Annotated in this window: 22 protein-coding genes; 15 read left to right on the top strand and 7 right to left on the bottom strand. The window is 58.2% G+C overall.

The annotated features are described in order from the left end of the window. The first annotated feature begins 20 nt into the window (after nucleotides 1–20). From cyoE to Q1B27_RS00325, 10 genes are all read left to right on the top strand, one after another. The gene (gene cyoE, locus Q1B27_RS00280; protein ID WP_299841917.1) at nucleotides 21–965 is read left to right on the top strand and encodes a heme o synthase; all 945 of its coding nucleotides are present in this window, start codon (nucleotides 21–23) and stop codon (nucleotides 963–965) included. Next, on the top strand, nucleotides 962–1,123 hold the full coding sequence (locus Q1B27_RS00285) for a hypothetical protein (protein ID WP_299841920.1): 162 nt from the start codon (nucleotides 962–964) through the stop codon (nucleotides 1,121–1,123). Before cyoE ends, Q1B27_RS00285 begins: the two co-directional genes overlap by 4 nt. Further along, entirely contained in the window at nucleotides 1,123–1,704 is a 582-nt protein-coding gene (locus Q1B27_RS00290; RefSeq protein WP_299841923.1) for a cytochrome c oxidase assembly protein, read from the top strand. The genes Q1B27_RS00285 and Q1B27_RS00290 overlap by 1 nt, the downstream gene beginning before the upstream one ends. A gap of 23 nt (nucleotides 1,705–1,727) precedes the next feature. Beyond that, on the top strand, nucleotides 1,728–2,540 hold the full coding sequence (locus Q1B27_RS00295; protein ID WP_299841926.1) for a cytochrome c oxidase subunit 3: 813 nt from the start codon (nucleotides 1,728–1,730) through the stop codon (nucleotides 2,538–2,540). An 85-nt stretch (nucleotides 2,541–2,625) separates the two neighbouring features. Beyond that, nucleotides 2,626–3,309, top strand: coding sequence for an SURF1 family protein (locus tag Q1B27_RS00300; protein WP_299841929.1), 684 nt, complete (start codon nucleotides 2,626–2,628; stop codon nucleotides 3,307–3,309). Between the two features lie 13 nt (nucleotides 3,310–3,322). Further along, nucleotides 3,323–4,711, top strand: coding sequence for a threonine synthase (gene thrC, locus Q1B27_RS00305; RefSeq protein WP_299841932.1), 1,389 nt, complete (start codon nucleotides 3,323–3,325; stop codon nucleotides 4,709–4,711). Continuing rightward, entirely contained in the window at nucleotides 4,708–5,970 is a 1,263-nt protein-coding gene (locus Q1B27_RS00310; protein WP_299841935.1) for a pitrilysin family protein, read from the top strand. Before thrC ends, Q1B27_RS00310 begins: the two co-directional genes overlap by 4 nt. Continuing rightward, the gene (locus Q1B27_RS00315; RefSeq protein ID WP_299841938.1) at nucleotides 5,970–6,554 is read left to right on the top strand and encodes a GNAT family protein; all 585 of its coding nucleotides are present in this window, start codon (nucleotides 5,970–5,972) and stop codon (nucleotides 6,552–6,554) included. Before Q1B27_RS00310 ends, Q1B27_RS00315 begins: the two co-directional genes overlap by 1 nt. A 251-nt stretch (nucleotides 6,555–6,805) precedes the next feature. Continuing rightward, nucleotides 6,806–8,107: an MFS transporter gene (locus Q1B27_RS00320; protein ID WP_299841941.1), complete on the top strand. Its 1,302-nt coding sequence runs from the start codon at nucleotides 6,806–6,808 to the stop codon at nucleotides 8,105–8,107. Further along, nucleotides 8,104–9,060 carry a calcium/sodium antiporter gene (locus tag Q1B27_RS00325; RefSeq protein WP_299841943.1) on the top strand — a complete coding sequence of 319 codons (957 nt, stop codon included), beginning with the start codon at nucleotides 8,104–8,106 and terminating at the stop codon, nucleotides 9,058–9,060. The genes Q1B27_RS00320 and Q1B27_RS00325 overlap by 4 nt, the downstream gene beginning before the upstream one ends. A 204-nt stretch (nucleotides 9,061–9,264) precedes the next feature. Here Q1B27_RS00325 and Q1B27_RS00330 read toward each other — a convergent pair whose 3' ends face one another. Further along, entirely contained in the window at nucleotides 9,265–9,912 is a 648-nt protein-coding gene (locus Q1B27_RS00330) for a hypothetical protein (RefSeq protein ID WP_299841946.1), read from the bottom strand. 149 nt (nucleotides 9,913–10,061) lie between these two features. Next, complete coding sequence (locus tag Q1B27_RS00335; protein ID WP_299841949.1) at nucleotides 10,062–10,808, bottom strand: DUF695 domain-containing protein; 747 nt, start codon at nucleotides 10,806–10,808, stop codon at nucleotides 10,062–10,064. A gap of 485 nt (nucleotides 10,809–11,293) precedes the next feature. Here Q1B27_RS00335 and Q1B27_RS00340 point away from each other — a divergent pair, with 485 nt between their 5' ends. The 5 genes from Q1B27_RS00340 to Q1B27_RS00360 all read left to right on the top strand — a co-directional run bounded on the left by Q1B27_RS00340 (nucleotide 11,294) and on the right by Q1B27_RS00360 (nucleotide 15,893). Then, the gene (locus Q1B27_RS00340) at nucleotides 11,294–12,109 is read left to right on the top strand and encodes an MBL fold metallo-hydrolase (RefSeq protein ID WP_299841952.1); all 816 of its coding nucleotides are present in this window, start codon (nucleotides 11,294–11,296) and stop codon (nucleotides 12,107–12,109) included. 44 nt (nucleotides 12,110–12,153) lie between these two features. Then, nucleotides 12,154–13,578, top strand: coding sequence for an FAD-binding oxidoreductase (locus Q1B27_RS00345; RefSeq protein WP_299841955.1), 1,425 nt, complete (start codon nucleotides 12,154–12,156; stop codon nucleotides 13,576–13,578). Nucleotides 13,579–13,669: 91 nt separating this feature from the next. Continuing rightward, nucleotides 13,670–14,374: an ABC transporter permease gene (locus Q1B27_RS00350; protein WP_299841958.1), complete on the top strand. Its 705-nt coding sequence runs from the start codon at nucleotides 13,670–13,672 to the stop codon at nucleotides 14,372–14,374. Further along, a complete protein-coding gene (locus Q1B27_RS00355) occupies nucleotides 14,371–15,084 on the top strand; it encodes an ATP-binding cassette domain-containing protein (protein WP_299841961.1) in 714 nt (237 codons plus the stop codon). Before Q1B27_RS00350 ends, Q1B27_RS00355 begins: the two co-directional genes overlap by 4 nt. Nucleotides 15,085–15,098: 14 nt before the next feature. Continuing rightward, nucleotides 15,099–15,893, top strand: coding sequence for a substrate-binding domain-containing protein (locus Q1B27_RS00360; RefSeq protein WP_299841964.1), 795 nt, complete (start codon nucleotides 15,099–15,101; stop codon nucleotides 15,891–15,893). Nucleotides 15,894–15,932: 39 nt separating this feature from the next. Here the strand turns inward: Q1B27_RS00360 and Q1B27_RS00365 are convergent, their stop codons facing one another. From Q1B27_RS00365 to Q1B27_RS00385, 5 genes are all read right to left on the bottom strand, one after another. Further along, the gene (locus Q1B27_RS00365; RefSeq protein WP_299841966.1) at nucleotides 15,933–18,374 is read right to left on the bottom strand and encodes an FAD-dependent oxidoreductase; all 2,442 of its coding nucleotides are present in this window, start codon (nucleotides 18,372–18,374) and stop codon (nucleotides 15,933–15,935) included. Between the two features lie 9 nt (nucleotides 18,375–18,383). Then, nucleotides 18,384–19,253, bottom strand: coding sequence for a choline/ethanolamine kinase family protein (locus Q1B27_RS00370; RefSeq protein WP_299841969.1), 870 nt, complete (start codon nucleotides 19,251–19,253; stop codon nucleotides 18,384–18,386). 3 nt (nucleotides 19,254–19,256) lie between these two features. After that, nucleotides 19,257–21,254, bottom strand: coding sequence for a proline/glycine betaine ABC transporter permease (locus Q1B27_RS00375; protein WP_299841972.1), 1,998 nt, complete (start codon nucleotides 21,252–21,254; stop codon nucleotides 19,257–19,259). Continuing rightward, nucleotides 21,251–22,273, bottom strand: a complete 1,023-nt coding sequence (locus Q1B27_RS00380) for a glycine betaine/L-proline ABC transporter ATP-binding protein (RefSeq protein ID WP_299841975.1) — start codon at nucleotides 22,271–22,273, stop codon at nucleotides 21,251–21,253. Before Q1B27_RS00380 ends, Q1B27_RS00375 begins: the two co-directional genes overlap by 4 nt. 99 nt (nucleotides 22,274–22,372) lie before the next feature. Continuing rightward, the gene (locus Q1B27_RS00385; RefSeq protein ID WP_299841978.1) at nucleotides 22,373–23,314 is read right to left on the bottom strand and encodes an ABC transporter substrate-binding protein; all 942 of its coding nucleotides are present in this window, start codon (nucleotides 23,312–23,314) and stop codon (nucleotides 22,373–22,375) included. Between the last annotated feature and the right edge of the window lie 107 nt (nucleotides 23,315–23,421).

Here is a 23,421-nt window from a genome sequence, read left to right on the forward strand (position 1 = left end):
TACCTTTTTTGGAAGTGAACATGAGCGACGCAAGCCTGAATACAAGCACAGCGCAGACCGGTGAAGCCGAGTTTGGCGATTTCTTTGCGCTGCTCAAGCCGCGGGTAATGTCGTTGGTCGTGTTCACCGCCCTGGTTGGACTTTTGGCCGCGCCCGTCGGTGTGCATCCGATTGTCGGGCTGGCGGCCATCCTCTTTATCGCCGTGGGCGGCGGCGCATCGGGCGCCCTCAACATGTGGTGGGATGCCGATATCGACCGCGTGATGAAGCGCACCCGGGGCAGACCGATCCCCGCCGGCAAGGTAACCGAGGGCGAGGCCTTTGCCTTTGGTATGACCCTGTCGGTCATGTCGGTGGTGATGCTGGCACTGGCGTCGAATTTCGTCGCGGCGGGCCTCTTGGCCTTTACGATCTTTTTCTACGTGGTGATCTATTCGATGTGGCTGAAGCGCTGGACGCCTCAGAATATCGTCATCGGCGGCGCGGCGGGTGCGTTCCCTCCGATGATCGGCTGGGCGGTTGCCACCGGCGGCATCAGCGTCGAAAGCGTGCTGATGTTCACCCTGATCTTCATGTGGACACCGCCGCATTTCTGGGCGCTGTGCCTGTTCATGAAATCCGACTATGAAGAAGCTGGCGTGCCGATGCTGACGGTAACGCATGGCCGTAAATCCACCCGCAAACATATCCTTGTCTACACCATCCTTCTGGCGCCCTTGGCCATTGGTGCGGCTTTCACCAGCATAGGTGGCCCGGTTTATCTGGCGGTAGCCCTGGTGCTGAACGCACTCTTCCTGAAGGGGGCGATTGACATCTGGCGCCGCGACGAAGTGCAGGCCGAGGCCGATCAGTACCGAACCGAGAAGAAGGTGTTCAGGCTGTCGCTTTACTACCTCTTTGGTCATTTCACCGCGATTTTGTTGCAGGCAACGCTGTCCGGCTATGGTCTGGGAGGCTGGGGATGAGCCTGTCGAAACAGCATGAAATGCACAAACGCCGGTTCAGCCGCAATCTGGGCCTTGGCATCGTGCTTGCTGCTTTTGTGGCGCTTGTCTTTGGCTTGACCATTGCAAAGGTCTCGAACGAAGATTTCTCGGTGCCCACGGACGAGGTCGGTAGCTGATGGCGATGGATGCAAAAACCAGAACCGTGACGCGCCTGGTTGGCGTCGTCGTGCTGATGGGCGGGCTGGCCTGGGCGTCGGTGCCATTCTACGACTGGTTCTGCCGCGTCACCGGTTTCGGTGGCACGCCCGGTGTCGCGACGGCCGGGTCAGACCAGATCCTGGACAAGACAATCAAGATCCGCTTCGACGGCAGCAAGGAACGCGGCATGCCGTGGGAATTCAAACCACTGGCACGCGAGGTCGAAATCAGGATCGGCGAGACCGGACTGGCATTTTACGAGGCTTACAACCCGACCGACAGGCCGATCGCGGGGCAAGCCAGCTATAATGTTACACCTTACGAAGCGGGTGGTTTTTTCACCAAGATCGACTGTTTCTGCTTTACCGAACAGGTGCTCCAACCCGGTGAGCGGGTCGAGATGCCCGTTAGCTTCTATGTCGATCCTGAAATCGTCACCGACCGCGATGCAAAATATACCCATACGATCACGCTGTCGTATACTTTCTACGAAATTGATCTGCCGCAAGAGCAAGCTTCCCTTGCGCAGGACGCCGAAAACGATAAAAACACGAACTGAGCCTTCCAGCGAGGGAACCCAAGATGGCACATGAAAAAAACCACGATTATCACATTCTGAACCCCTCACTGTGGCCGTTCCTCGGCGCATTCTTCGGGTTCGTCATGCTGTTTGGCGCGGTGCTGTGGATCTCCCCACGGATCGACAACAACCAGCCCTGGGTCTTCCTGATGGGCTTTGTCGGCGTTTGCTATGTGATGTACGGCTGGTGGGCCGACGTGGTGACCGAAAGCAAGATCGGCGATCACACGCCCGTTGTGCGGATCGGCCTGCGCTATGGGTTCATCATGTTCATCATGTCCGAGATCATGTTCTTCTCGGCCTGGTTCTGGACGTTCTTCAAACACGCCATGTACCCGATGGGCCCAGAAAGCCCGATCAAGGATGGTGTCTGGCCGCCGGTGGGTATCGAGACATTCGATCCCTGGCACCTGCCGCTGATCAACACGCTGATTCTGCTCTGCTCGGGCTGTGCCGCCACCTGGGCGCACCACGCTCTGGTGCATGAAGACAACCGCGACGACATGAAATGGGGACTGATCATTGCGATTGGCCTTGGCGTACTCTTCACGGTCTTCCAGGCCTATGAATACAGCCACGCAGCATTTGGCTTCTCGGGGAACATCTACGGCGCGTCCTTCTTCATGGCCACAGGCTTCCACGGGGCGCATGTCATCATCGGCACGATCTTCCTGTTCGTCTGCCTGATGCGCGTCTACCGCGGCCACTTCACCCCCGAAAAACACATCGGGTTCGAAGCAGCGGCCTGGTACTGGCACTTCGTCGATGTGGTCTGGCTGTTCCTGTTCGCCGCGATCTACATCTGGGGCGCCTGAATCCTGGGGTAAATCCCCACCCAACGGATCAATTCAAAGCGCGCGGGGGTCTGCGCGCTTTTTCTTTTTCAACGGAGGCGTACCCTTGCGCCGCATTCTGATACCGCTGATCTTTGGCCTGGCCGGGGCCGCCATACTGATCTCGCTCGGCGTCTGGCAGGTGCAGCGCCTGGCTTGGAAAGAGGGCGTGCTGGCCGATATCGAAGCGCGGATTGGGGCCGCACCGGTGGCTTTGCCCGCAGCACCCGATCCCGACACCGACCAATATCTGCCCGTCACGATTACCGGAATGCTGGGCCAGCCGCCGCTGCGGGTATTGGTCAGCCGCAAACAGATTGGCGCGGGCTATCGGCTTGTCACGACGCTTAGCACGGCAGAGCGTACGATCCTCGTCGATCTGGGTTTTATCAAGGTGGACAAACCCATCCCGGCCTTCACCGATGCGCCGCTCAACATCACCGGCAATCTGAACTGGCCCGATGACCGCCTAAGCTCGACCCCGGACAACGATGTTTCGGGAAACATCTGGTTCGCGCGGGACATTGACCAGATGGCCGACCAACTGGGGGCTGAACCTATCCTGCTGGTCGTTCGCGAAACGTCGCAATCAGACCCCGTCGCGACGCCGTTGCCCGTGGACACGGGCGCTATTCCAAACGATCACTTGAACTATGCTATCACCTGGTTTTCTCTGGCTGCCATATGGCTGGTGATGACAGGCTATTTCCTGTGGCGAACCGCTGGCAGACCGAAAGGCCCAGTAAGCTGAAAGGCAACTTGACGTGAAATACATCTCAACACGGGGGCAGGCCCCGGTTCTGAGTTTTGAAGAGGCGATGCTGACCGGGCTGGCGCGTGACGGCGGGCTTTATCTGCCAGAAAGCATCCCAGAGCTGAGCCATGATGAGATCGCGGCGCTCGAAGGTGTGAGCTATGAAGAGGCCGCGTTCCGGATCATGAAACCTTACATCGGCGACACGTTCACCGATGACGAATTCCGCGCCATCATCGCCCGCGCCTATGACGGCTTTGACCACGCTGCCCGCGCGCCGCTCAAGCAACTGGACAGCGGTCATTTCCTGCTGGAACTGTTCCACGGGCCGACGCTCGCGTTCAAGGATTTCGCGATGCAGCTCATCGGTCAGCTGTTTGAAGCGTCGCTGAAACGCTCGGGAAGTCGCGTCTGCATCGTGGGCGCCACCAGCGGTGATACCGGATCCGCGGCCATCGAAGCGTTCCGGGGACTTGAGGCCGTAGACGTGTTCATCCTCTATCCGCATGGCCGCGTCAGCGAAGTGCAAAGACGTCAGATGTCCACACCATCGGAAAGCAACGTGCACGCACTGGCCGTGGACGGGCATTTCGACGACTGCCAGGCGCGGGTCAAGGACATGTTCAACGACTTCGCCTTCCGCGATGCGGTCGGTCTGGCCGGCGTGAACTCGATCAACTGGGCGCGGGTGCTGGCGCAGGTGGTTTATTACTTCACCTCTGCGGTCAGCCTCGGTGCGCCGCAGCGCAAGGTCAGCTTCACCGTGCCCACAGGCAATTTCGGTGACATCTTTGCAGGCTATATCGCCAAGCGCATGGGCCTGCCCGTCGACCGGCTGGTGGTGGCGACCAACCAGAACGACATCCTGCACCGCTGCCTCAGCACATCGGAATATAAGCCCGATGGCGTGATCCCTTCGATCAGCCCGTCGATGGACATTCAGGTCAGCTCCAACTTCGAACGCGCGCTTTTCGAGGCCTATGGCCGCGACGGTGCCGCCGTCAGCCAGTTGATGGAAGAGCTTGGGGCAGGGGCCTTCAATGTCTCGCAAGGGGCGCTGGAGGCGCTGCGCGAGACCTTCGACAGCGGCCGCTGCGACGAGGATGAGACCCGCGCCACCATTCGCGATGTGCATGCCCGTACCGGCGAATTGCTTTGCCCCCACGGCGCCGTCGGCGTCAAGGTGGCCGAAGAGCAGCGCGTTCCCCGCACGCCGATTATCACGCTCGCCACCGCGCATCCGGCCAAGTTTCCTGATGCGGTGGAAGGGGCCAGCGGCATCCATCCCCCCTTGCCGCCAGCCATGTCGGACCTGTATGAGCGTTCGGAACGGATTACCCGGGTCGCAAACGACCTCGGGGCCATAGAGACACTCATCAGAGAACGGACCGGGAATTGACCGTCAACCTTACGACACTTTCAAACGGATTTCGCATCGTCACCGAACATATGCCGGCGCTGCAATCGGCCTCGATCGGGATCTGGGTTCTTGCCGGTGCGCGCCACGAAGAGGCCAGCCAGAACGGCATCGCGCATTTCCTGGAACACATGGCGTTCAAAGGGACCGCGCGGCGCAGCGCGCTACAGATCGCCGAGGCAATCGAAGACGTGGGCGGCTATATCAACGCCTATACCTCGCGCGAGGTCACGGCCTATTACGCCCGCATTCTACAGGACGATGTGCCGCTGGCGCTGGACGTGATCGCCGATATCCTGCGCAACCCGGTCTTTGACGCGAACGAAATCGAGATCGAGCGCGGTGTCATCCTGCAAGAGATTGGTCAGGCGCTCGATACACCTGACGACATCATCTTCGACTGGTTGCAGGAAAAGGCCTATCCCGATCACCCGTTGGGCCGCACCATCCTGGGCCCCGAAGAACGGGTCAAAGCGTTTTCCCGCGCCGACCTGCAAGGCTTTGTCGGGCAGCATTACCGCCCCGGTCAGATGATCCTGTCTGCCGCCGGCGCTGTCGATCATGCGGCACTGGTCACGGCGGCAGAATCCCTCTTTGGCGATATGGCCGCGGCACCGGTCATCCATGCGCCCACGGCACAGTTTGCGGGGGGCGAAAGCCGCCACATAAAACCCCTTGAACAGGCCCATTTCGCGCTGGCCTTTGAAAGCCCGAACTATACCGATCCGGCGATCTATACCGCCCAGATTTATGCCAGCGCTCTTGGCGGCAGCATGTCATCGCGCCTGTTCCAGGAGGTGCGCGAAAAGCGCGGGCTGTGCTATACGATCTATGCCCAGGCGGGGGCATATGCCGACACCGGCATGACCACGATCTATGCGGGCACGTCGGCGGAACAGATGACCGACCTGGCGCAGATCACCGTGGACGAGATGAAACGCGCGGCCGATGACATGACAGCGGTCGAGGTTGAACGCGCGCGCGTGCAGATGAAAGCGGGCCTGCTGATGGGCCTCGAAAGCCCATCGAACCGGGCCGAGCGTCTGTCGCGGATGTTGCAGATCTGGGGCCGGGTGCCGGGGCTGGACGAGGTTGTCGCCAATATCGACGCGGTCACGCTCAGCGATGTGAAATCCCTGGCCGAACAGCTTGCCAGCCGCGCACCGGCGGCCATGGCGCTTTACGGCCCGGTCGAATCCGCGCCAACCCTTGATGCGTTGCAGGAAAGGCGCGCCGCCTGATGTTCATCCCACGCCGGAAGCTTCGGATCGAGACCGAGCGCATGACCTTGCGCCAGCCGATCCTGAGCGATTTCCGCGCGTGGAGCAGCCTGCGGGATCAATCTGCCGAATTCCTCACACCTTGGGAACCGGTCTGGGCCTCGGACCATCTGGCCCGCAAGGGGTTCACCAACCGGGTCTACTGGGCGCAACGCGCCATCGGCAACGGGTCCGCGGTGCCGCTTTTCCTGATCCGGCGCGAGGATCAGAACCTTCTGGGCGCCATCACGCTGGATAATATCCGGCGCGGGCCGGCGCAGGCGGGCACCTTGGGCTATTGGATCGGCGCGCCCTACGCACGGCAGGGATATATGCGCGAGGCGATCCAGAGCGTCGTGCATTACGCTTATGAACGTCTGGATCTCAGCCGGATCGAGGCCGCCTGCCTGCCGGAAAACAAGGCCTCCCGCGCGCTTCTGGAAAAATGCGGCTTCAAATATGAAGGCGTGGCGCAAAGCTACCTGCAAATCAACGGCCGCTGGCGCACCCATGTCCTCTACGCCGCCCTCAGACAAGACCGCCGCGGCAAGACCGCCGCAGGCTAAGCGGGGCCGGTTCATGGTCGGGCACGGCGCTATCAGCGGTGATGGAATAGCCGCTCTCAGCCCATAATGCATCATGCCGCAGCGTGATCGCGTGTCGGCTATCGGAACCAGCGTAACCTAGGCTCTATCTTAGAACTGGCATACATTTCAGTTTTGAAAGTATCTTACAACCGCAAGAGTTGAATTTCGAGACGTTGGTCCCGCCGTGTCCTGATCTTCACTAAAAGACCAGCGAGGAACAGGTCGGTCCTATGGTGAAAAGCTTATTCTCTCTCGGCGCATTGCTGCTGGGTTCAGCATTTTTGTTGTTCGCGGGCGGCGTCAATGCGTTGATCCTTCCGATACGTGGCGAGGCAGAAGGCTTCACTGCGGCATCACTCGGCCTGCTCGGAACAGGGTGGGCAATAGGGTATGTCGCGGGATGCCTGCGTACGCCAGCTCTCGTGGCACGCGTCGGCCATATCAGGGCATTCGGGGCTATGTGCGCCATTGCAGCGATCGCCGTGCTGATTTCTCTCGTCCTCATCACACCGTGGGTCTGGATTCCTGTAAGAGCATTGTCTGGTTTCTGTTTTGCGGGTGCGGCCATGATTGTCGAAAGTTGGCTCAACGAGCGGACAGAGGCCTCCTCACGCGGACGGGTGTTCGGCATCTATACGATGGTGAATCTCGCCTCGACGACGGCAGGCCAGATGGTGCTGATGCTCGGGGACGCCAACGGCTATTTCTTCTTCGTTTTGGCCGCGATGGTTTACTGTCTGGCGCTCCTGCCGACGGCCATGAGCGCGACAACGACCCCCCGGCCCCTCACGAAGGTCTCACTCAATCTTCGGGGGCTTTGGAGAAATTCGCCAATCGCATTCTTTGCGGTTCTGATGGTGGGCGTCTCAAATGCCTCTTTCGGAACTTTGGCCGCCGTCTATGCGGCCAGGGTGGGCCTGACGCTGGGCGATATTGCATTATTCGCTAGCATTCCGATCTTGGCAGGTGCCGCGATGCAAATCCCCGTCGGGATCGCATCGGACCGTCTCGACCGAAGAAAAGTGCTGATTGGTATCGCGGGCTTTGCCCTTCTGGCCGATGCGTTATTTCTGCTCACAGGTGTGACCAATCCAGTCGTTGTTCTCAGCCTTTCCGCACTTTTCGGCGCCACGGTCTTTGCGATGTATCCAGTGATCGTGGCCCATGCAAACGACCACGCCGAACCCGGAACCTATATTCAGGTAAGCGGTGGCCTGTTGCTGGTGTATGGGTTGGGGTCGATCATCGGCCCAACGGCGGCCGGTGTGTCGATGACCTTATTTGGGGCCAGCAGCCTGTTCGCCGTAACCGGCACCGCGCACGTCCTTCTGCTTGGCTTCGCGGTGGTCAGGCTAAGAACCGCGCCCGCCGTGACCACTGAAAACAAGGTGGCGTTCCAATCCAAACCGATGGCACGCGTTTCAACACCGGAAACGGTCGCGTTTGGGGCCGACCAGGCCGAACTGGACGCGGATCAATCGGAAGGAGATGAGGCGCCAGGGGATTTGGCAGAGAAAGATCCAAGAGAGTGAGCGCCGCTCTGTTAGTGACCATTGGCCTCGTGGGCTTGATGGTCGGCGGCGAACTCCTTGTGCGCGGCGCGGTTTCGGCTGCAAAAGCCTTTGGCATCTCGCCGATGGTGATTGGTCTCACGCTGGTCGGATTTGGCACCTCCACGCCCGAACTCGTCACGAGTTTGCAGGCTGCGCTATCCGGTTCCTCCGGCATCGCTATTGGCAATGTGGTTGGAAGCAACATCGGCAACGTGCTGCTGATCCTCGGCATCGCTGCCGTCATCGCACCGGTGGCTGTTGATCCGAAAGCGTTCAGACGTGACGGATCGGTCATGATGCTGGCGACCCTTCTGTGCCTTGGCGCTGTTTTTTGGGGCGATATCAGCCGATGGATGGGGACAGCTTTTGTTGTGTTGCTTGCTGCCTATCTTGGCTTCACGCTTTGGTCTGAGAAGCGATCAAACGGTACGCCGGCCGCTGCGGTCTACGAAGGTGAGGCCGAGGCTGTTCCAGAAGCAGAGTATGCGTTTGGCAAGTCGATCTGCATCGCTGTAGCGGGCTTGGTCGTCACGATCCTTGGCGCGCGGTTTCTCGTCTCCGGTTCCGTGGCCATCGCGCAAACTGCCGGTCTTTCTGAGACCATCATCGGACTGACAATAGTGGCCATCGGAACTTCGATGCCTGAACTGGTCACAGCCGTCATTGCTGTCCGCAAGGGTCAAGGTGATGTCGCTTTGGGAAATGTCCTTGGCAGCAACATCTTCAACATCCTCGGTATTCTCGGTGTCACCGCGATTGTAAAACCGATGGAAGTTCCCACACAGCTCATCAAGCTGGATATCTGGGTGATGTGCGCAACGGGGCTTTTACTGTTGCTTTTTGCGCGGACTGGCTGGACCGTGAGCCGCCGCGAGGGCGGCGTCTTCCTGCTCGCGTATCTGACATACATTGGCGTCTTGCTTCTGGCCTAAACTTCACCTTTCCCCGAAACGGCCCTCGATGCAAAATGCAGCGAAAGTCAGGTTTGTCCGGCTATCCAGCTATTCATCAACCAGTGACCCTAGGTCTGCTCTGCGGGACCAAGCCGACCTCTAGTCCATCAAAGGTAATGTCCGCTTCCGTGTATCAAGTGCAGTGGTGAACTGGAAATCAAAGGCACACCAAGCATCACGGCATCACCAAAACTTCCACCACGCTTTCTTCGATATTTGAAATTTCATAATCGGGATTTCCATTGGATCGCACACCCAATCGTCTGGATGCCCCTCAAATTGAAATCCAAGCGTTGTCAGGAGCGCTGCCTCAGAAAGCTCAAGCGGGTGGAACGGCAGTGGGTAAGCTTCATCTTCTTCAAACTCATCTTCAAGCGAGAAAGCGCCGTCCCAGTAGGGCAATTCAAAAGGTAGCTTTTCGCCGATGTCCTCGTGAACGCCACCATCCGGAGAGACGCTTGTGGAACGCGTCAATTGTCCGTCTTTCCAAAGTGCAAAAGCGAACCAGTCGACAACTGAGTGGGTCGCATGGATATAGATTGTCGAACCAAAATCGGGGGTGAGCCAACGCTGATCGACCTGGGATGGTAAATCCCCACTGAAATCCTCATGGGCGATGATCTTCAAATCCCCATAAACACCTATAAATGCTTCACTTTTTTCGGGATTGAGAAGATCTAGGCTACCGTCTTCCTTCTCTTGGATTGTGTGCTCAGCAAACATCTTCTCAGCCAAAGCAACACTGGCCGAGCGGTCAAGCTCCGGTTTCTTGGACAAAATAACTTTCGGATCACCGTCAAAATACGCAGCAAACCAAGCTTTGGCTCCCATCTACGAAGCTCCCATCTTCTAGTGGTTACATATTCGGTTAGCCGACATTGGCGCATCGTGCAGCATCATGCAATATGGGCTCGAAGCGGCCATCCGATGATTTCAGTCGGACAAATCAGGTCTAATGGCGGCTATGCGGGACTTAGCGGTCATTGGACAACAAAGGTCTCCCAACCATCGTATTCACCACCGAGTTCAGATGCTAAATTCTTAAGCTCGAATGTAACTTTATCCAATTCGGCTGGAATATCTTCACGAACAAGATTCACAGTAAATGTTTTTCGAAACAGTCCTTTTGAATTCGTGCTTGAATTAAACCCCATAGTTCGTGCCTTTTCTTCAAATAGCGTAGCTGATTGTTTCGACTTAAACTCAATGAAGTGGTCAGTTTTTCTAGGTTTAGAGGAATCGTCCCCAGCTTCGAGGAGTGCTACTCTGACAATATCATTGCGCATTACGTTTTGTTCGAAACTGGACGGAAACAAAAACTCGATATAGGTTTTCCAATCTTCATCAAATTCATGGCCTATCTCGAAATTGTATTCGGGTAAGCTAGACATCACAGCTTTAAATGGCGCTTCCAATGCTCCTTCGGCATTCGTGTAGAAGTAATAATTGTTGGTACCATCACCCATTTTCCGACCAGCAAAAATGGCATTTTGTCCAGCAAGAGCTTCAACTTCTTCGTCGATTGTCGATAGTTTTTCGAATTCATCCTCCCCAGCGAATCCAATCTCATCCGGCTCCATCAGTTGCACTGACAAGTAGGCCATGAATGGAAAATTTGAATTTGGCGCATCAGTAATGAGGGACTTATCGATGAAGAACGATGCGGGTTTTTCATCTACAGCGGTAATATAAGCTGCGTATTCACGTTCAATGTCAGAACTAGACACAATGACCCTCCAACAAATTCAAAACAACGCACAAACACAACCGCGAAGCCGAGTGCAGTTTGCGAACATAATGGGAAGCTAACTGAGACGATTTTCGGAAACCAGCGGGAAAATCACCAACAGTGACCTAAATTCTTTACAGTGAAGTTATGCCCGCTATGGGCCCAAAGCGGTGATCCGATGAATTCAGTCGGCCAATAACGGTTCCGCTGTCCCGCATTGCAGATATTTGTGACCGCACGCGCTGTTAAACCCGCTCGATACCGATTTCTGCACCGACGTAATACCGACAAAATACCGACGTTATACCGACATGGCTTTTTCAGCGTTTTCAGCGCGTTAACCTGATTCTTCCCCGAAAGGCGCGCCGGAGAAGGATTCCAGCACTGGGGTCTCCCGGTAATCTGATATCCAATTGGTCAATGTGGAAGGCGCGCAATGAGCGCTCGCTGTGCTATTCTCACCCGAAAAAAGGACGCGCTTTCATGATCCGGATTGCCCTTGTTCTGATGTTTCTTGCAAGTGCCACCATGGCCCAGGAACGCCCGCCCAGCCATTGTCTGGCGGTGGCTGACAATGTGCCGGGCATGGCCTATTTGCACCAAGCGACCTTTCGCGACCCGGTCGGCGAGAGCACGGTGAGGGTGCGATACATCTCCCACGCCAGCTTTCTGCTGCAGACCCATGGTGGCCTGTCTGCGGTCACGGATTTCACCGGTTTTCTGGGCAATGTCGAATTCCTGCCCGATATTGTGACCATGAACCACGCGCATGGCACTCATTTCACGGCCCATCCTGATCCGGCAATCCCGCATGTCTTACCGGGCTGGGGGGCTTTCGGCCAAGGCATCACCCATCACCTTGATCTGGGTGAGATGTTGGTCCGCAATATTTCGACCGACATTCGTTCAGAGGCCGGCGTCGAACCCAAGGGCAATTCCATCTTTGTGTTCGAGGTAGCTGGCCTTTGTATCGGCCACCTTGGCCATTTGCATCATGAACCGTCGCCTGAACAATACGCCGCGATCGGTCGGCTTGATGTGGTCATGGCCGCGGTGGATGGCGGCGTGACCCTTGATTTACAGACCATGCTCAAGGTGATGCGTCGGTTCAAGGCCCGGATCGTCATACCCATGCACTGGTTTGCCGATGGCTCTCTGGGGCGCTTTCTGACGGGGATGGAGGACGAATTTGACATCGTGGAGACTGGTGGCAGTGATTTGACAGTATCCCTTGAGCATCTTCCAACGCGCCCCACGGTGATGGTTTTGTGGCCATCCTATCTACGCGAGGATGAGTGACAGACAGGTCTGGACCCGTCTTGGGAAGCTGCTACCAATACCGTATGACACTCAACCCCGCCGATCCAAAATTTGTCGCGCAACTGCATCAGGTGCTACCGGCTACGGCCTTTCGCGAGGCCGCGCCACATTACCTGGAAGAACCCAGAGGCCGTTGGAAAGGTCAGGCGGGTGTCGTCGTCGCCCCTTCGACGGTCGAGGAGGTCGCAGCGGTGATCAGCGCCGCATCTGAGGCTCGCGTGGGTGTCGTGCCCTATGGTGGTGGTACCGGACTGGTAGGTGGACAAGTCTTGTCAGAGGGGCCGGCGCCGGTGCTTCTGAGCCTTGAAAAGATGCGCGCCATTCGCGGGATTTATCCGGAAGAAAACGTAATGGTGGTCGAAGCAGGGGCGATCCTGTCGGACATCCATGATGCTGCTGAAAAGGCCGGTCGGCTGTTTCCGCTGACCATCGCCGCCAAGGGATCGGCCCGGATCGGCGGCAATCTTGCCACCAACGCAGGCGGTGTAAATGTGTTGCGCTATGGCAATGCACGCGATCTGTGTCTTGGGCTGGAAGCGGTGATGCCCTATGGCGAGATTTGGCATGGTCTCAAACGTCTGCGCAAAGACAATACCGGATATGACTTGAAAAACCTGCTGATAGGTTCCGAGGGCACGCTGGGGGTAATCACTGCCGCATCGCTGAAACTCTATCCAAGACCCACAGGCGAGGGCACTGCGCTGATGGTTGTCGACAGCCCAGAATCGGCACTGCGCTTGCTGGCGATGGCGCGGGATCATCTGGGTGAAGCTGTGAGTGCCTTCGAACTGATGCATCGTATGGGCCTTTCCTTTCTGGCTGAAACCCTTCCTGAATTGCGGCAACCTTTCGAAGACCCGCCTGAATGGTTCGTATTGATTGATGTCGGCCTGGCGCGCGGGCTGGATCCGGCAACAGCACTGGAGACTTTGTTCGCCGATGGGTTTGGTGCCGGGATGGTCAGCGATGGAATGATTGCGCAATCCGAGGCGCAAAGGCACGCCTTCTGGGAGGTACGCGAGCGAATTCCAGAGGGGAACCGGCGTGTCGGTTCAATCAGCTCGCACGACATCTCGATTCCGATGGGGGCAGTCCCGGAATTTATCCGCCGCGGTGATGAGGCCATTGCCAGTCTGGGTGATTTCCGGATCAATTGCTTCGGTCATCTGGGGGATGGCAACCTGCATTACAACGTGTTTCCGCAAAAGGGGCGAAGCCGCGACGATCATCTTGAAAGTCGAGACGCCATCAAGCGGGTGGTGCATGATCTGGTGCACGAGTTGGGCGGCTCGGTAAGTGCCGAGCATGGCATTGGCCGGTTGAAAGTCGATGATTTGGAGCGCTATGCCGATCCGGTCAAAATGTCCGCCATGCGGGCCATCAAAGATGCCTTGGACCCCAAAAGGATCATGAACCCCGGGGCCGTACTGCGGATGCCACCTGACTGACGTTTTCCTGTTGTTTCCCAACCGGCTGCGCGGTTAACTGCGCCGCGAACACCCCGGCTTGACCGGGGTCTGAGGGGGAAGTCGGCCCGGAATGTCGGAGCTTTTGGACGGGATTAAACAAGCCTTTTGGCTGATTGTGACGCTGGATGCGGATCTGGTGGAGATTACACTGCGCTCGCTTCAGGTGACGCTGAGCGCATTGCTGATCGCCTGTCTGATCGCCTTGCCATTGGCCGCAATACTATCCGTCCGTCGATTTCCATTCCGACGGATCACCATTGCAGTTCTGAACGCGTTGATGGGGTTGCCGCCGGTCGTGGTGGGCCTGATCGTCTATGTGTTTCTTTCGCGCTCAGGCCCATTTGGCGTGCTTGGGCTGCTGTTTACACCCACTGCGATGATCATCGCACAGGTGATCATCATTGTGCCGCTGATTGCTTCAATCGCGCATCAGTCGTTGCGAGACCTCTGGGCCGAATATCACGACCTGTTGATTTCGATGAACACCACGCAGGGTCAGCGGATCAAGACATTGCTTTGGGACAGCCGGCGGGCGCTGCTGACAGCGGCCCTGGCGGGCTTTGGCCGGGGCATCGGCGAGGTTGGCGCGATCATGGTTGTGGGGGGAAATATCGACCATGCCACGCGGGTGTTGACCACCGCGATCGCGTTAGAGACCGGGAAAGGAAATTTTGCCTTGGCGCTTGGCCTTGGTTTTGTGCTGATTGCACTGGCGATTGCCGTGAACCTGACCATCCACTGGCTGAGCCATACCGAAAGGGAGGGGCGCTGGTGAGCGAGTTATTCCCTCTGGACGTAACTGCCGCGCAGGTGCGCAGACGCGGTAAGGTATTGGTAGGGCCGGTTGATCTGACCCTGAAGGCAGGTGGCGTGACGATCGTGATCGGACCAAATGGTTCGGGAAAAACAAGCCTTTTGAAGATGTTGCACGGCATTGTTCGACTGAACAAGGGCAGTGTCAAATGGGCCTGCGGGACGGAAGAAGCTCAGAAACGGCAAGCATTTGTGTTTCAGACGCCTGTAATGCTGCGCCGCACCGTGCTGGAAAACCTGATCTATCCGCTGCGTTTGCTGCATGTACCAAAAACCCAGGCACGGGTTCAGGCGGCGGAATGGGCAAACCGGATCGGCCTGGGCGACGCGATTACACGTCAGGCCACGGTCTTATCCGGAGGGGAACGTCAGAAACTGGCGTTGGCGCGTGCTCTTATTCGCAAGCCCGATCTGCTCTTTCTGGATGAACCCTGTGCCTCGCTTGACGGGCGCGCAATGCGCGAGATCGAGGCGATCCTGCATGGCGCCGCTGCCAACGGTACGCGCATCATCATGTCGACCCATGACATGGGTCAGGCCAAACGACTGGCCAGCGAAGTTATTTTCATTCTGCACGGTAAAGTGCACGAATTCGGGTCCGCGGGCGGGTTTTTTGATCTGCCGGAAACGCCGCAGGCCCGGGCATTCCTCAACGGAGACATCGTGGATTAAAGGAGACCAAAGCGATGACCAAATTCATGGCTGCACTGATTGCAGCTTTGGCTGTCAACTCCACCGCTTGGGCGGATGAGATGAAGATGGCCGTTACGACGTCGTTTCATAATTCCGGCCTGGCCGAGGTGCTGCTGCCCGAAATCAAGAAGGATACCGGGATCGAAGTACAGTTGCTGGTCGTTGGCACCGGGCAGGCCCTGCGCTTGGGCGAGGCGGGCGATGTTGACGCCATTCTGGTCCATGCCAAGACCGCCGAAGAGAAGTTCGTCGCGGCAGGCAATGCCACGCACCGGACCGAGATCATGTATAACGATTTCGTCATCGTCGGCCCCACCGCGGATGCGGCAGGGGTAACGGGTGCTGCGGATGCGGCGGACGCCTTGCAGAAAATCTCAGGCGCACAGGTGTCCTTTGTCAGCCGGGGTGATGATAGCGGCACCCATAAAAAAGAGCTTAGTCTCTGGGACGCGGCGGGCGTGGCCCCGGAAGGTAACTGGTATAACGCTGTGGGCGCCGGAATGGGCGCTGCGCTGAATACCGCGTCGGGTATGAATGCCTATATTCTGTCGGATCGCGCAAGTTGGCTTAATTTTGGCAACAAGGGCGATCTGGCGCTGCTGTTTGCCGGTGACCCGGTGCTTTTCAACCAATATGCCTATTTGCCCGTCAATCCGCAAAAGCATGCTCATGTGAAGTCTGCATTGGCGGATCAACTAGAGGCGTGGTTGATCTCGGACCGCGCGAAAGAACTGATTGATGGCTACCGGCTGTCAGGTGAGCAGTTGTTTACCTTCAACGCGAAATAGTGAGATTACGTGGGCTGACGGCATCGTATTTCCGCCAGCTCACGCCTTGATCCGCTTCATTTCTGGGTCGTAAAGCGACTTGAGGTGAACCTGCGCCGAGACACGCTCGGTTGCCACTTCAAGTTCATAGCTGCCCGACATCACGAACGCCGCATCTACACCTTCGGGGTGACGGACATAACCCAGCCCGATTGATTTGCCGATGGTGTGACCAAAGCCGCCCGAGGTCAGCCAGCCCACACGTTCGCCATCGCGGTAGATGGTTTCGCGGCCCAGCAGGACGATCTCGGGATCGACCGTGAAGCTGGCCAGCAGCTTTTTCATGCCACCTGATTTCTGCGCCTCGGCGGCTGCGCGGCCTTTGAAGTCAATTTTGCGATCAAGTTTGACGGCCCAGCCCAGCCCGGCCTCAAGCGGTGTGTGATCAGGCCCGATATCCGAGCCCCAGGCACGATATCCCTTTTCCAGCCGCAGGGATTCGATGGTGCGGTAGCCGGCATTAACCAATCCGTAGGCATGCCCGGCCTGCATCAGCGCCCCGTAGACGGTTTGAGCGTATTCGACTGGCAGATGCAATTCCCAACCCAGCTCGCCCACGTAAGTCACCCGCAGGGCCTGCACCGGGCACCCGGCGATTCCGATAGTTTGAAGCGTTCCGAATTTGAAAGCCTCGTTCGACACATCGGCGCGGGTGAGTTTTCGCAGGATATTGCGCGCCTCGGGGCCCATCAGCGACAGCACCGCGTTAGAGGAAGTGATGTCGAAAAGCTGGCAATTCATCCCTTCGGGGATGTTGCGGCTGATCCAGTTGAAATCATGGGTGGCAAAACCGGTGCCGGTAACGATGTAGAACTCATCCTCTGCCACGCGGGCCACGGTCAGATCGCATTCGATCCCCCCCTTGTCGTTCAGCATCTGGGTATAGGTCAGTGCGCCCACGGGCTTTTCCACGTTGTTCGCGCAGATCCAGTTCAACGCGGCCAGCGCGTCGGGACCCTTGAGGGCAAACTTGGCAAAAGATGTCTGGTCGATCAGGATGGCGGCCTGGCGGGCGGCATTGTGTTCGCGGGCATTCGCCGCGAACCAGTTCTGGCGGCCAAAGCTGTAGACGTCTTTTGGGGTCTCGTTGGCGGCGCTGGCAAACCAGTTGGGACGTTCCCACCCCAGTTTTTCGCCAAAACACGCGCCCTGTTCCTTCAAAGTGTCATAGAGCGGCGATTTACGGCAGGGGCGACCGCTGTCATGCTCCTCATACGGCCAGGCCATGGTGTAGTGCTTGCCATAGGCCTCGACCGTGCGGGTGCGCACCCAGTCGGTATCGAAATGCGGTCGACCAAAGCGGCGGATATCGGCGGACCAGAGATCAAAGGGCGGCTCGCCCTTATGGGCCCATTCGGCCAGCGCCATGCCCGCCCCGCCACCGGCAGCGATGCCAAAGGCATTGAAACCCGCACCGACGAAGAAATTACGCAGTTCCGGGGCCTCGCCAATGATGAAATTGCCATCGGGGGTAAAGCTTTCGGGGCCATTGGTGAGGGTTTTGATGCCTGCGGTCTGTAGTCCAGGCACGCGGCCAAGCGCCTGTTCCATGATCTGTTCGAAGTGGTCGAAATTACTGTCGAGCAATGTGTAGTGGAAACCCTCAGGGATGCCGTCCGTTGCCCAGGGGATCGGGTTCGGCTCGTAGCCGCCCATGACCAACCCGCCGACCTCTTCCTTGTAATAACATAGGCGGTCCGGATCGCGCAGGGTGGGCAGGTTGCCGGGCACCCCCATGGCCTCGGTGACCATATATTGATGTTCCATAGACACCAGCGGCACGTTGACGCCGAACTTACGGGCAAATTCGCGGGTCCATTGACCTGCACAGCAGATGACTTTTTCGCACTCGATCCGGCCCCGATCGGTGACGACCGCGCGGATGCGGCCCGCCTCGATCTCCAGATCTGTCACCTTTGTGTCCTCAAAGATCGAGGCCCCCGCCATCCGTGCGCCCTTGGCTAAGGCCTGGGTGATGTCCGAGGGGTTGGCCTGCCCATCAGTGGGCATGAAGGCAGCACCCACCAGATCCGAGATGTCCATCAGCGGCCAAAGCTCAAGCGCCTCTTCCGGGGTCAGAAGTTCCATCTCCAGCCCGAAGCTGTGGGCGGTGGTGGCCTGGCGTTTGACCTCGGTCCAGCGTTCCTCGTTGCATGCCAGCCGCAGCCCGCCATTCATCTTCCAACCGGTGCCCAGGCCGGTTTCCTCTTCGAGTTTGTTATAAAGGTCAACGGAATAGCCCAGAAGCTGGGTAATATTGGCATTTGAGCGGAGCTGCCCGACCAGCCCGGCGGCGTGGAAGGTGGTGCCCGAGGTCAGCTTCTTGCGTTCCAGCAGGACGGTGTCGGTCCAGCCCAGTTTGGCCAGATGATAGGCGGTCGAGCATCCGATGATGCCGCCACCGATGATAACGGCCTTGGCTGTGGTGGGGAGGGTCGCCATGGATATGCCTCAGCTATGTTTGAATGTGTCGTGGGCCGCGCGGAAACGCGCGAGGTTCTCGGCCGTGTAGGCCGCGTAGTCGAAGTCAATTTCCGATGTGATTTCCGAGACCATGCTCCACATGGTTTCACGCAGCAAAGAGGCGCATTTCATCGCCGAATAGCGGTGCCGCAGGTCGTCGGTGAGAGGGGTCTGGAAATACTCCTCCAGCATCCAATCCTCCTGCGCCTCGCTCAACCCGTTATTCGAAGCCAGCCCGCCCAGATCGAAAAGTGGGCTGTTGAACCCGGCATAATCAAAATCGATCAGCCAGAGCCGGCTGCCGTCATCGAGGAAATTGCCGCAGAGCAGATCGTTATGGCCAAATACGATGTCATAGGGCCCGGCGGCCTGTTCCAGGACGCCGGCGATATCGATCAGTTCGGGGATCAGGGCGGCATGACTGCTGCCCCGCTCCAGCAATGTCGCGCCATAGTCGCGGATCACGTGAAAAACCCAGAACACAAGGCTAGGACCGCGCAGATGCTTAGGCACCTCGTGGTGGCATTTCTTCACCAGTTCAAGTACCCGAGGCAACATATCGGGTGCGCGTACATCCTCTTCGGTCAGGGTGTGGCTGTCGATATAGTCGAGTACTGTGATCCCACCCTCGGCGTGGATCACAGCGGGGGATAAGCTCGCGGCATGGGCCGCTCGTGCAGCGGCAAGCTCGTTGAAGCGCATGACCTGATGCAGCGGAATGTCATCGCCAACGCGCACTACGTATTTGCGGGTCTGATCTTCGACCAGGTAATTTACATTGGTGATGCCGCCGGTCAGGGGTGTTGCGGTGATGTCGCCTTGCCAGATCGCAAGGTCACGGAAGTCGGGATGGCTCATGTCTCAGCTCTCCAATCCAAAACGTATACGGGCGCCGCGGGCGCTGGCATTGACCAGCCGGTCGGCGATGATGGCGATGAAGGCGATGGCGAGGCCTGCCACCAGCCCCCGGCCCGTATCTGCCTTGGTCAGCGCGATATAGACCTCCTGACCCAGATCGCGGGTGCCAACGAGGGCGGTGATGACCAGCATCGACAGGGCCAGCATGATGGTCTGGTTGATACCCAGAAGGATCTCGGGCAGGGCCAGCGGCAGGCGCACTAGGCGCAAAAGCTGTCGGGGCGTGCAGCCCGATACGATGCCCGCCTCGATCAGATCGCCGCTGACATTGCGTATCCCGTGCGCGGCGTAACGCACTGCCGGGGCCAGGGCATAAAGCACGATGGCGATCATGGCGGTGAAATCACCCACCCGGAACAGCATCACGACCGGGATCAGATAAACGAAACTGGGCAGGGTTTGCAGCGTGTCGATCAGCAGGTTGATGGCCACGCCCGCCCGGCGGTTGAGTGCGGCGAGCACGCCCAGCGGCACGCCGATGATTGTGGCCAGAATGACCGATGCACCGCAGAGATAGACCGTTACCATCGCCTTGGACCAAAGACCCGTAATGGCGATCAGACCGGATAACCCGCCGCAGAGCAGTGCCAGACGCCAGCCCCCGGCACGCCAGCCCAGCAAGACCAGCATGGCAATGGTCCAGAGCCAGGGGATGCCCAGCAGGGTGCGTTTGATCGGCAGCATGAAATAGGTGAGGAAGAAGACCTTGATCGCCTCGAACATATCAAAGAAATTAACGTTGAGGTATTTCACCACATCATTCCAGAAGACCCCTGTCGTCAGGGTTTGTGCCTCGGGGTAGTCCAGAATGAAGGGCGAAAATCGCCCGAAAATCCAGGTTGCCGCCAGCAAGATCAAAACGATAACTGTCCGCTTGTGGCGTGCCGCCCAGCTTTGATCGGTCTGAGGCGGATGGATCTGCCCCATGCGCTCGGCAAAGGCCTGGCTGAGGCGATCGACGGCGATGGCCAGCACGACGATGGCGATCCCGGCCTCGAACCCGGCGCCGATATCCAGCCGCCGCAACGCCGCCAGCACGTCAAAGCCCAGCCCGCCAGCGCCGATCATCGAGGCGATGATCACCATGTTCAGCGTCAGCATGATCACCTGATTGACCCCCACCATCAGGCTGTGCGAGGCCGAGGGCACCAGGATGCGCCACATCAGTTGCCGCTTGGTCGTGCCTGCCATGCGCCCGAAATCCACGAGTTCCGGGTCGACTGATTTCAGCGCCAGAATGGTGACGCGTACCATCGGCGGCGTGGCGTAGATGATCGTGGCGACCAGTGCCGACACCGGGCCAAAGCCGAACATGAAGAGGATCGGCACCAGGTAGGCGAAGATCGGAATGGTCTGCATCAGGTCCAGCACCGGCGACAGGATGCGTTCACCCAGCGGATGGCGATAGGCCCAGATGCCAACCAACAACCCGCCGCCGGCCCCGATCGGCACGGCGATCAGGACCGAGGCCAGCGTGACCATCGCACTGTCCCATTGGCCAAAAATCGCAAGATAGGCGAAACAGGCACCAACCAGCGCCGCCAGCAGCCAGTCGCGGCAATAGTGGCCAAGCGCCATGACGGCGGCGGTCACCACGATCCAGCTGACCGGCGGTAGAAGGGTGCGTGCATCATCGCCGCGGCCAAGCGTGAAACCGTCGCCCAGAAGCGACAGGACAAACCGATAGGGTTGTTCGATCAGCCACGCGATGCCGCGGGTGATGTCGGTAAAGGACAGCGGCCCGATGGCGGCCTCTTCGACCAGCCATTTCATCGCGCCGGAAATGTAGGTCTTGAACGGAATGATCCAGGCCGACGGGAATTTCACCAGCCAGCGCATGTCCAATTCCTTTGCAATGTCACGGCCATAGGTGCCCAGCAGAATTGTCGCGACAATCAATGCGCAGGTGACGATCGTTCCGGGGCCGGGGCGTGCGATCATTCCGACACTCCTGCGCCAAAAAGAACATGCGCTATCGCCTTGCGGTCGATGGTGCCGACAATCCTGCCGGTGCGATCCTCAACCGGCACGGGCCCGTCGGACAGGATGATGCGCTGCGCCACGTCGGATATCCGCGCATTGGTGAGGATGGGTTCACCTTTGGCGCTTTGCCCCGCGGTCATCAGTCCGCCCGCCGTAAGAACCTTGGAGCGCGGAATGTGCCGGGTGAATTCCTCGACATAGTCCGAGGCCGGATTGACGACCAATTCCTCGGGGGTGGCCACCTGAATGATCTTGCCGTCCTTCATGATGGCAATCCGGTCAGCCAGGCGCACGGCCTCTTCGAAATCGTGGGTTATAAAGACGATGGTCTTGTGCAGCCGTGCCTGCAGGCTGAGGAATTCATCCTGCATTTCGCGGCGAATGAGCGGATCAAGCGCTGAAAAGGGTTCGTCCAGAAACCACAGGTCCGGCTCGGTTACCAATGACCGGGCGATGCCGACACGTTGCTGCTGTCCGCCGGACAACTCGCGCGGATAGTTGTCTTCTCGACCCTTCAGGCCGACCAGTTCGACCACATCACGGGCTTTGACTTCGGCCTGTGGCTTGGGCACGCCCTGGACGGTGAGGGGGAACATGACATTCTGCAGCACGCTCAGATGCGGCAAAAGGGCGAAATGCTGAAACACCATGCCCAGCTTGTGGCGCCTGATGTCGATCATCTCGGTATCGCTGGCGCGCAAAAGGTCGGTGCCGTCAAACAGAACCTCACCGCCCGTCGGTTCGATCAGGCGTGAAAGGCAGCGTACCAGGGTGGATTTTCCCGAGCCGGACAGCCCCATGATCACGAAGATTTCGCCCTCGGCGATATCCAGGCTGGCCTTGCGCACGGCGCCGATGATGCCGGACCTGCGAATATCCTCGTCAGAGGGGTCTGGGTTGCGCCGCAGAAACTGCTCTGCATCCGCGCCATAGAGTTTCCAGATATTCCGGCACGAAAGCTTGGGTGTTGAAGTCATCAGCGTCCCCGATTCTGACCGTGTGACCGGCAGAATGATAGCAAATCCAATGGGAAAATGACCGGGGCTGCGAAACAGGCAAGCCCCGGCCCAGGGAGATTACTTGCTAATCCAGCCGGACCAGCGATCCTTGTTCTCGGTCATCCAGTCGGCAACGACCGTGTCTACATCGACCCCTTCAAGATCAGCCTTGCCAACCATGGCGCTCATTTCTTCGTTGCTCAGTTTGTAGGCTTCGACGATGCTGTACGCGCCGGGCCAGTTTTCCTGCAGGCCGGACCAGGCAGCTTTCCAGATCGGGCCACGGGGCTTGCCGCAATCATAAGCCATGTCGGGATTCACGCCGACAGACGGGTCTGAATAGCATTCCGGGGAAAAGGGCGGGAATTCAACGAATTCGCCGTCATACTTCGCAGGCGCCCAATGGGGTACATAGACCCAAAGGATCACCGGATCCTGCCGTTGATAGGCTGATTCAAGCTCGGCGAAAAGGGCGGCGTCGGTGCCTGCATGCACCACCTCGAAGTCAAGCTCCAGCGCTTCGACACGTTCATCGTCAAAGCCACCCCAGGTGACCGGGCCACCAACATATCGGCCATTCGGCGCGGTCTCGGCGGTCGAGAATTCCTCGGCACAATCCTTCAGCGCTTCCCAGTTGGGCAAGCCCGGGCAACGCTCTTTCATGTACATCGGATACCACCATTCTTCGATCGCCATCAGGCCGGTCTCGCCGACATTGACGACCTTGCCGGTGGCGGTGGCCTCGTCCAGCGCCTCGCGGCCGGTCGTTTCCCAGATTTCCATCGCCAGATGCAGGTCACCCGTCTTGAGGCCAGCAAATTGCGCAATGTAGTCGGCCTGCACGTATTCGACGTTATATCCCGCCTCTTCCAGAATGCTGCCCATGATCTTGGTGTTGATCAGTTGGCCTGACCAGTCGTGCAAGGTCAGTTTGATCGGATCCGACGAATCTGCCGCCCACCCTGCCGAGGCAGTGACTGCAGCAAGCGCAAAGGCACTTAATCTCTTTAAATTCAGCATATTATGGCTCCCTGTTTCTGTACTTTGTGCATTATTTTGTCAGCGTACATTGAAAATCCTGCGGTAAAACTTGGCTTTAGTCAACGAAAACCACATTTACCCACATT

The organism is uncultured Roseovarius sp. (assembly GCF_947489715.1).
GTDB lineage: Bacteria > Pseudomonadota > Alphaproteobacteria > Rhodobacterales > Rhodobacteraceae > Roseovarius.

Excerpts from the sequence above, each read along its gene's own strand:
- cyoE (WP_299841917.1), top strand. The coding sequence starts at position 21 with ATGAGCGACGCAAGCCTGAATACAAGCACAGCGCAGACCGGTGAAGCC.
- Q1B27_RS00285 (WP_299841920.1), top strand. The coding sequence starts at position 962 with ATGAGCCTGTCGAAACAGCATGAAATGCACAAACGCCGGTTCAGCCGC.
- Q1B27_RS00290 (WP_299841923.1), top strand. The coding sequence starts at position 1,123 with ATGGCGATGGATGCAAAAACCAGAACCGTGACGCGCCTGGTTGGCGTC.
- Q1B27_RS00295 (WP_299841926.1), top strand. The coding sequence starts at position 1,728 with ATGGCACATGAAAAAAACCACGATTATCACATTCTGAACCCCTCACTG.
- Q1B27_RS00315 (WP_299841938.1), top strand. The coding sequence starts at position 5,970 with ATGTTCATCCCACGCCGGAAGCTTCGGATCGAGACCGAGCGCATGACC.
- Q1B27_RS00320 (WP_299841941.1), top strand. The coding sequence starts at position 6,806 with ATGGTGAAAAGCTTATTCTCTCTCGGCGCATTGCTGCTGGGTTCAGCA.
- Q1B27_RS00330 (WP_299841946.1), bottom strand. The coding sequence starts at position 9,912 with ATGGGAGCCAAAGCTTGGTTTGCTGCGTATTTTGACGGTGATCCGAAA.
- Q1B27_RS00340 (WP_299841952.1), top strand. The coding sequence starts at position 11,294 with ATGATCCGGATTGCCCTTGTTCTGATGTTTCTTGCAAGTGCCACCATG.
- Q1B27_RS00345 (WP_299841955.1), top strand. The coding sequence starts at position 12,154 with ATGACACTCAACCCCGCCGATCCAAAATTTGTCGCGCAACTGCATCAG.
- Q1B27_RS00350 (WP_299841958.1), top strand. The coding sequence starts at position 13,670 with ATGTCGGAGCTTTTGGACGGGATTAAACAAGCCTTTTGGCTGATTGTG.
- Q1B27_RS00360 (WP_299841964.1), top strand. The coding sequence starts at position 15,099 with ATGACCAAATTCATGGCTGCACTGATTGCAGCTTTGGCTGTCAACTCC.
- Q1B27_RS00365 (WP_299841966.1), bottom strand. The coding sequence starts at position 18,374 with ATGGCGACCCTCCCCACCACAGCCAAGGCCGTTATCATCGGTGGCGGC.
- Q1B27_RS00370 (WP_299841969.1), bottom strand. The coding sequence starts at position 19,253 with ATGAGCCATCCCGACTTCCGTGACCTTGCGATCTGGCAAGGCGACATC.
- Q1B27_RS00375 (WP_299841972.1), bottom strand. The coding sequence starts at position 21,254 with ATGATCGCACGCCCCGGCCCCGGAACGATCGTCACCTGCGCATTGATT.
- Q1B27_RS00380 (WP_299841975.1), bottom strand. The coding sequence starts at position 22,273 with ATGACTTCAACACCCAAGCTTTCGTGCCGGAATATCTGGAAACTCTAT.
- Q1B27_RS00385 (WP_299841978.1), bottom strand. The coding sequence starts at position 23,314 with ATGCTGAATTTAAAGAGATTAAGTGCCTTTGCGCTTGCTGCAGTCACT.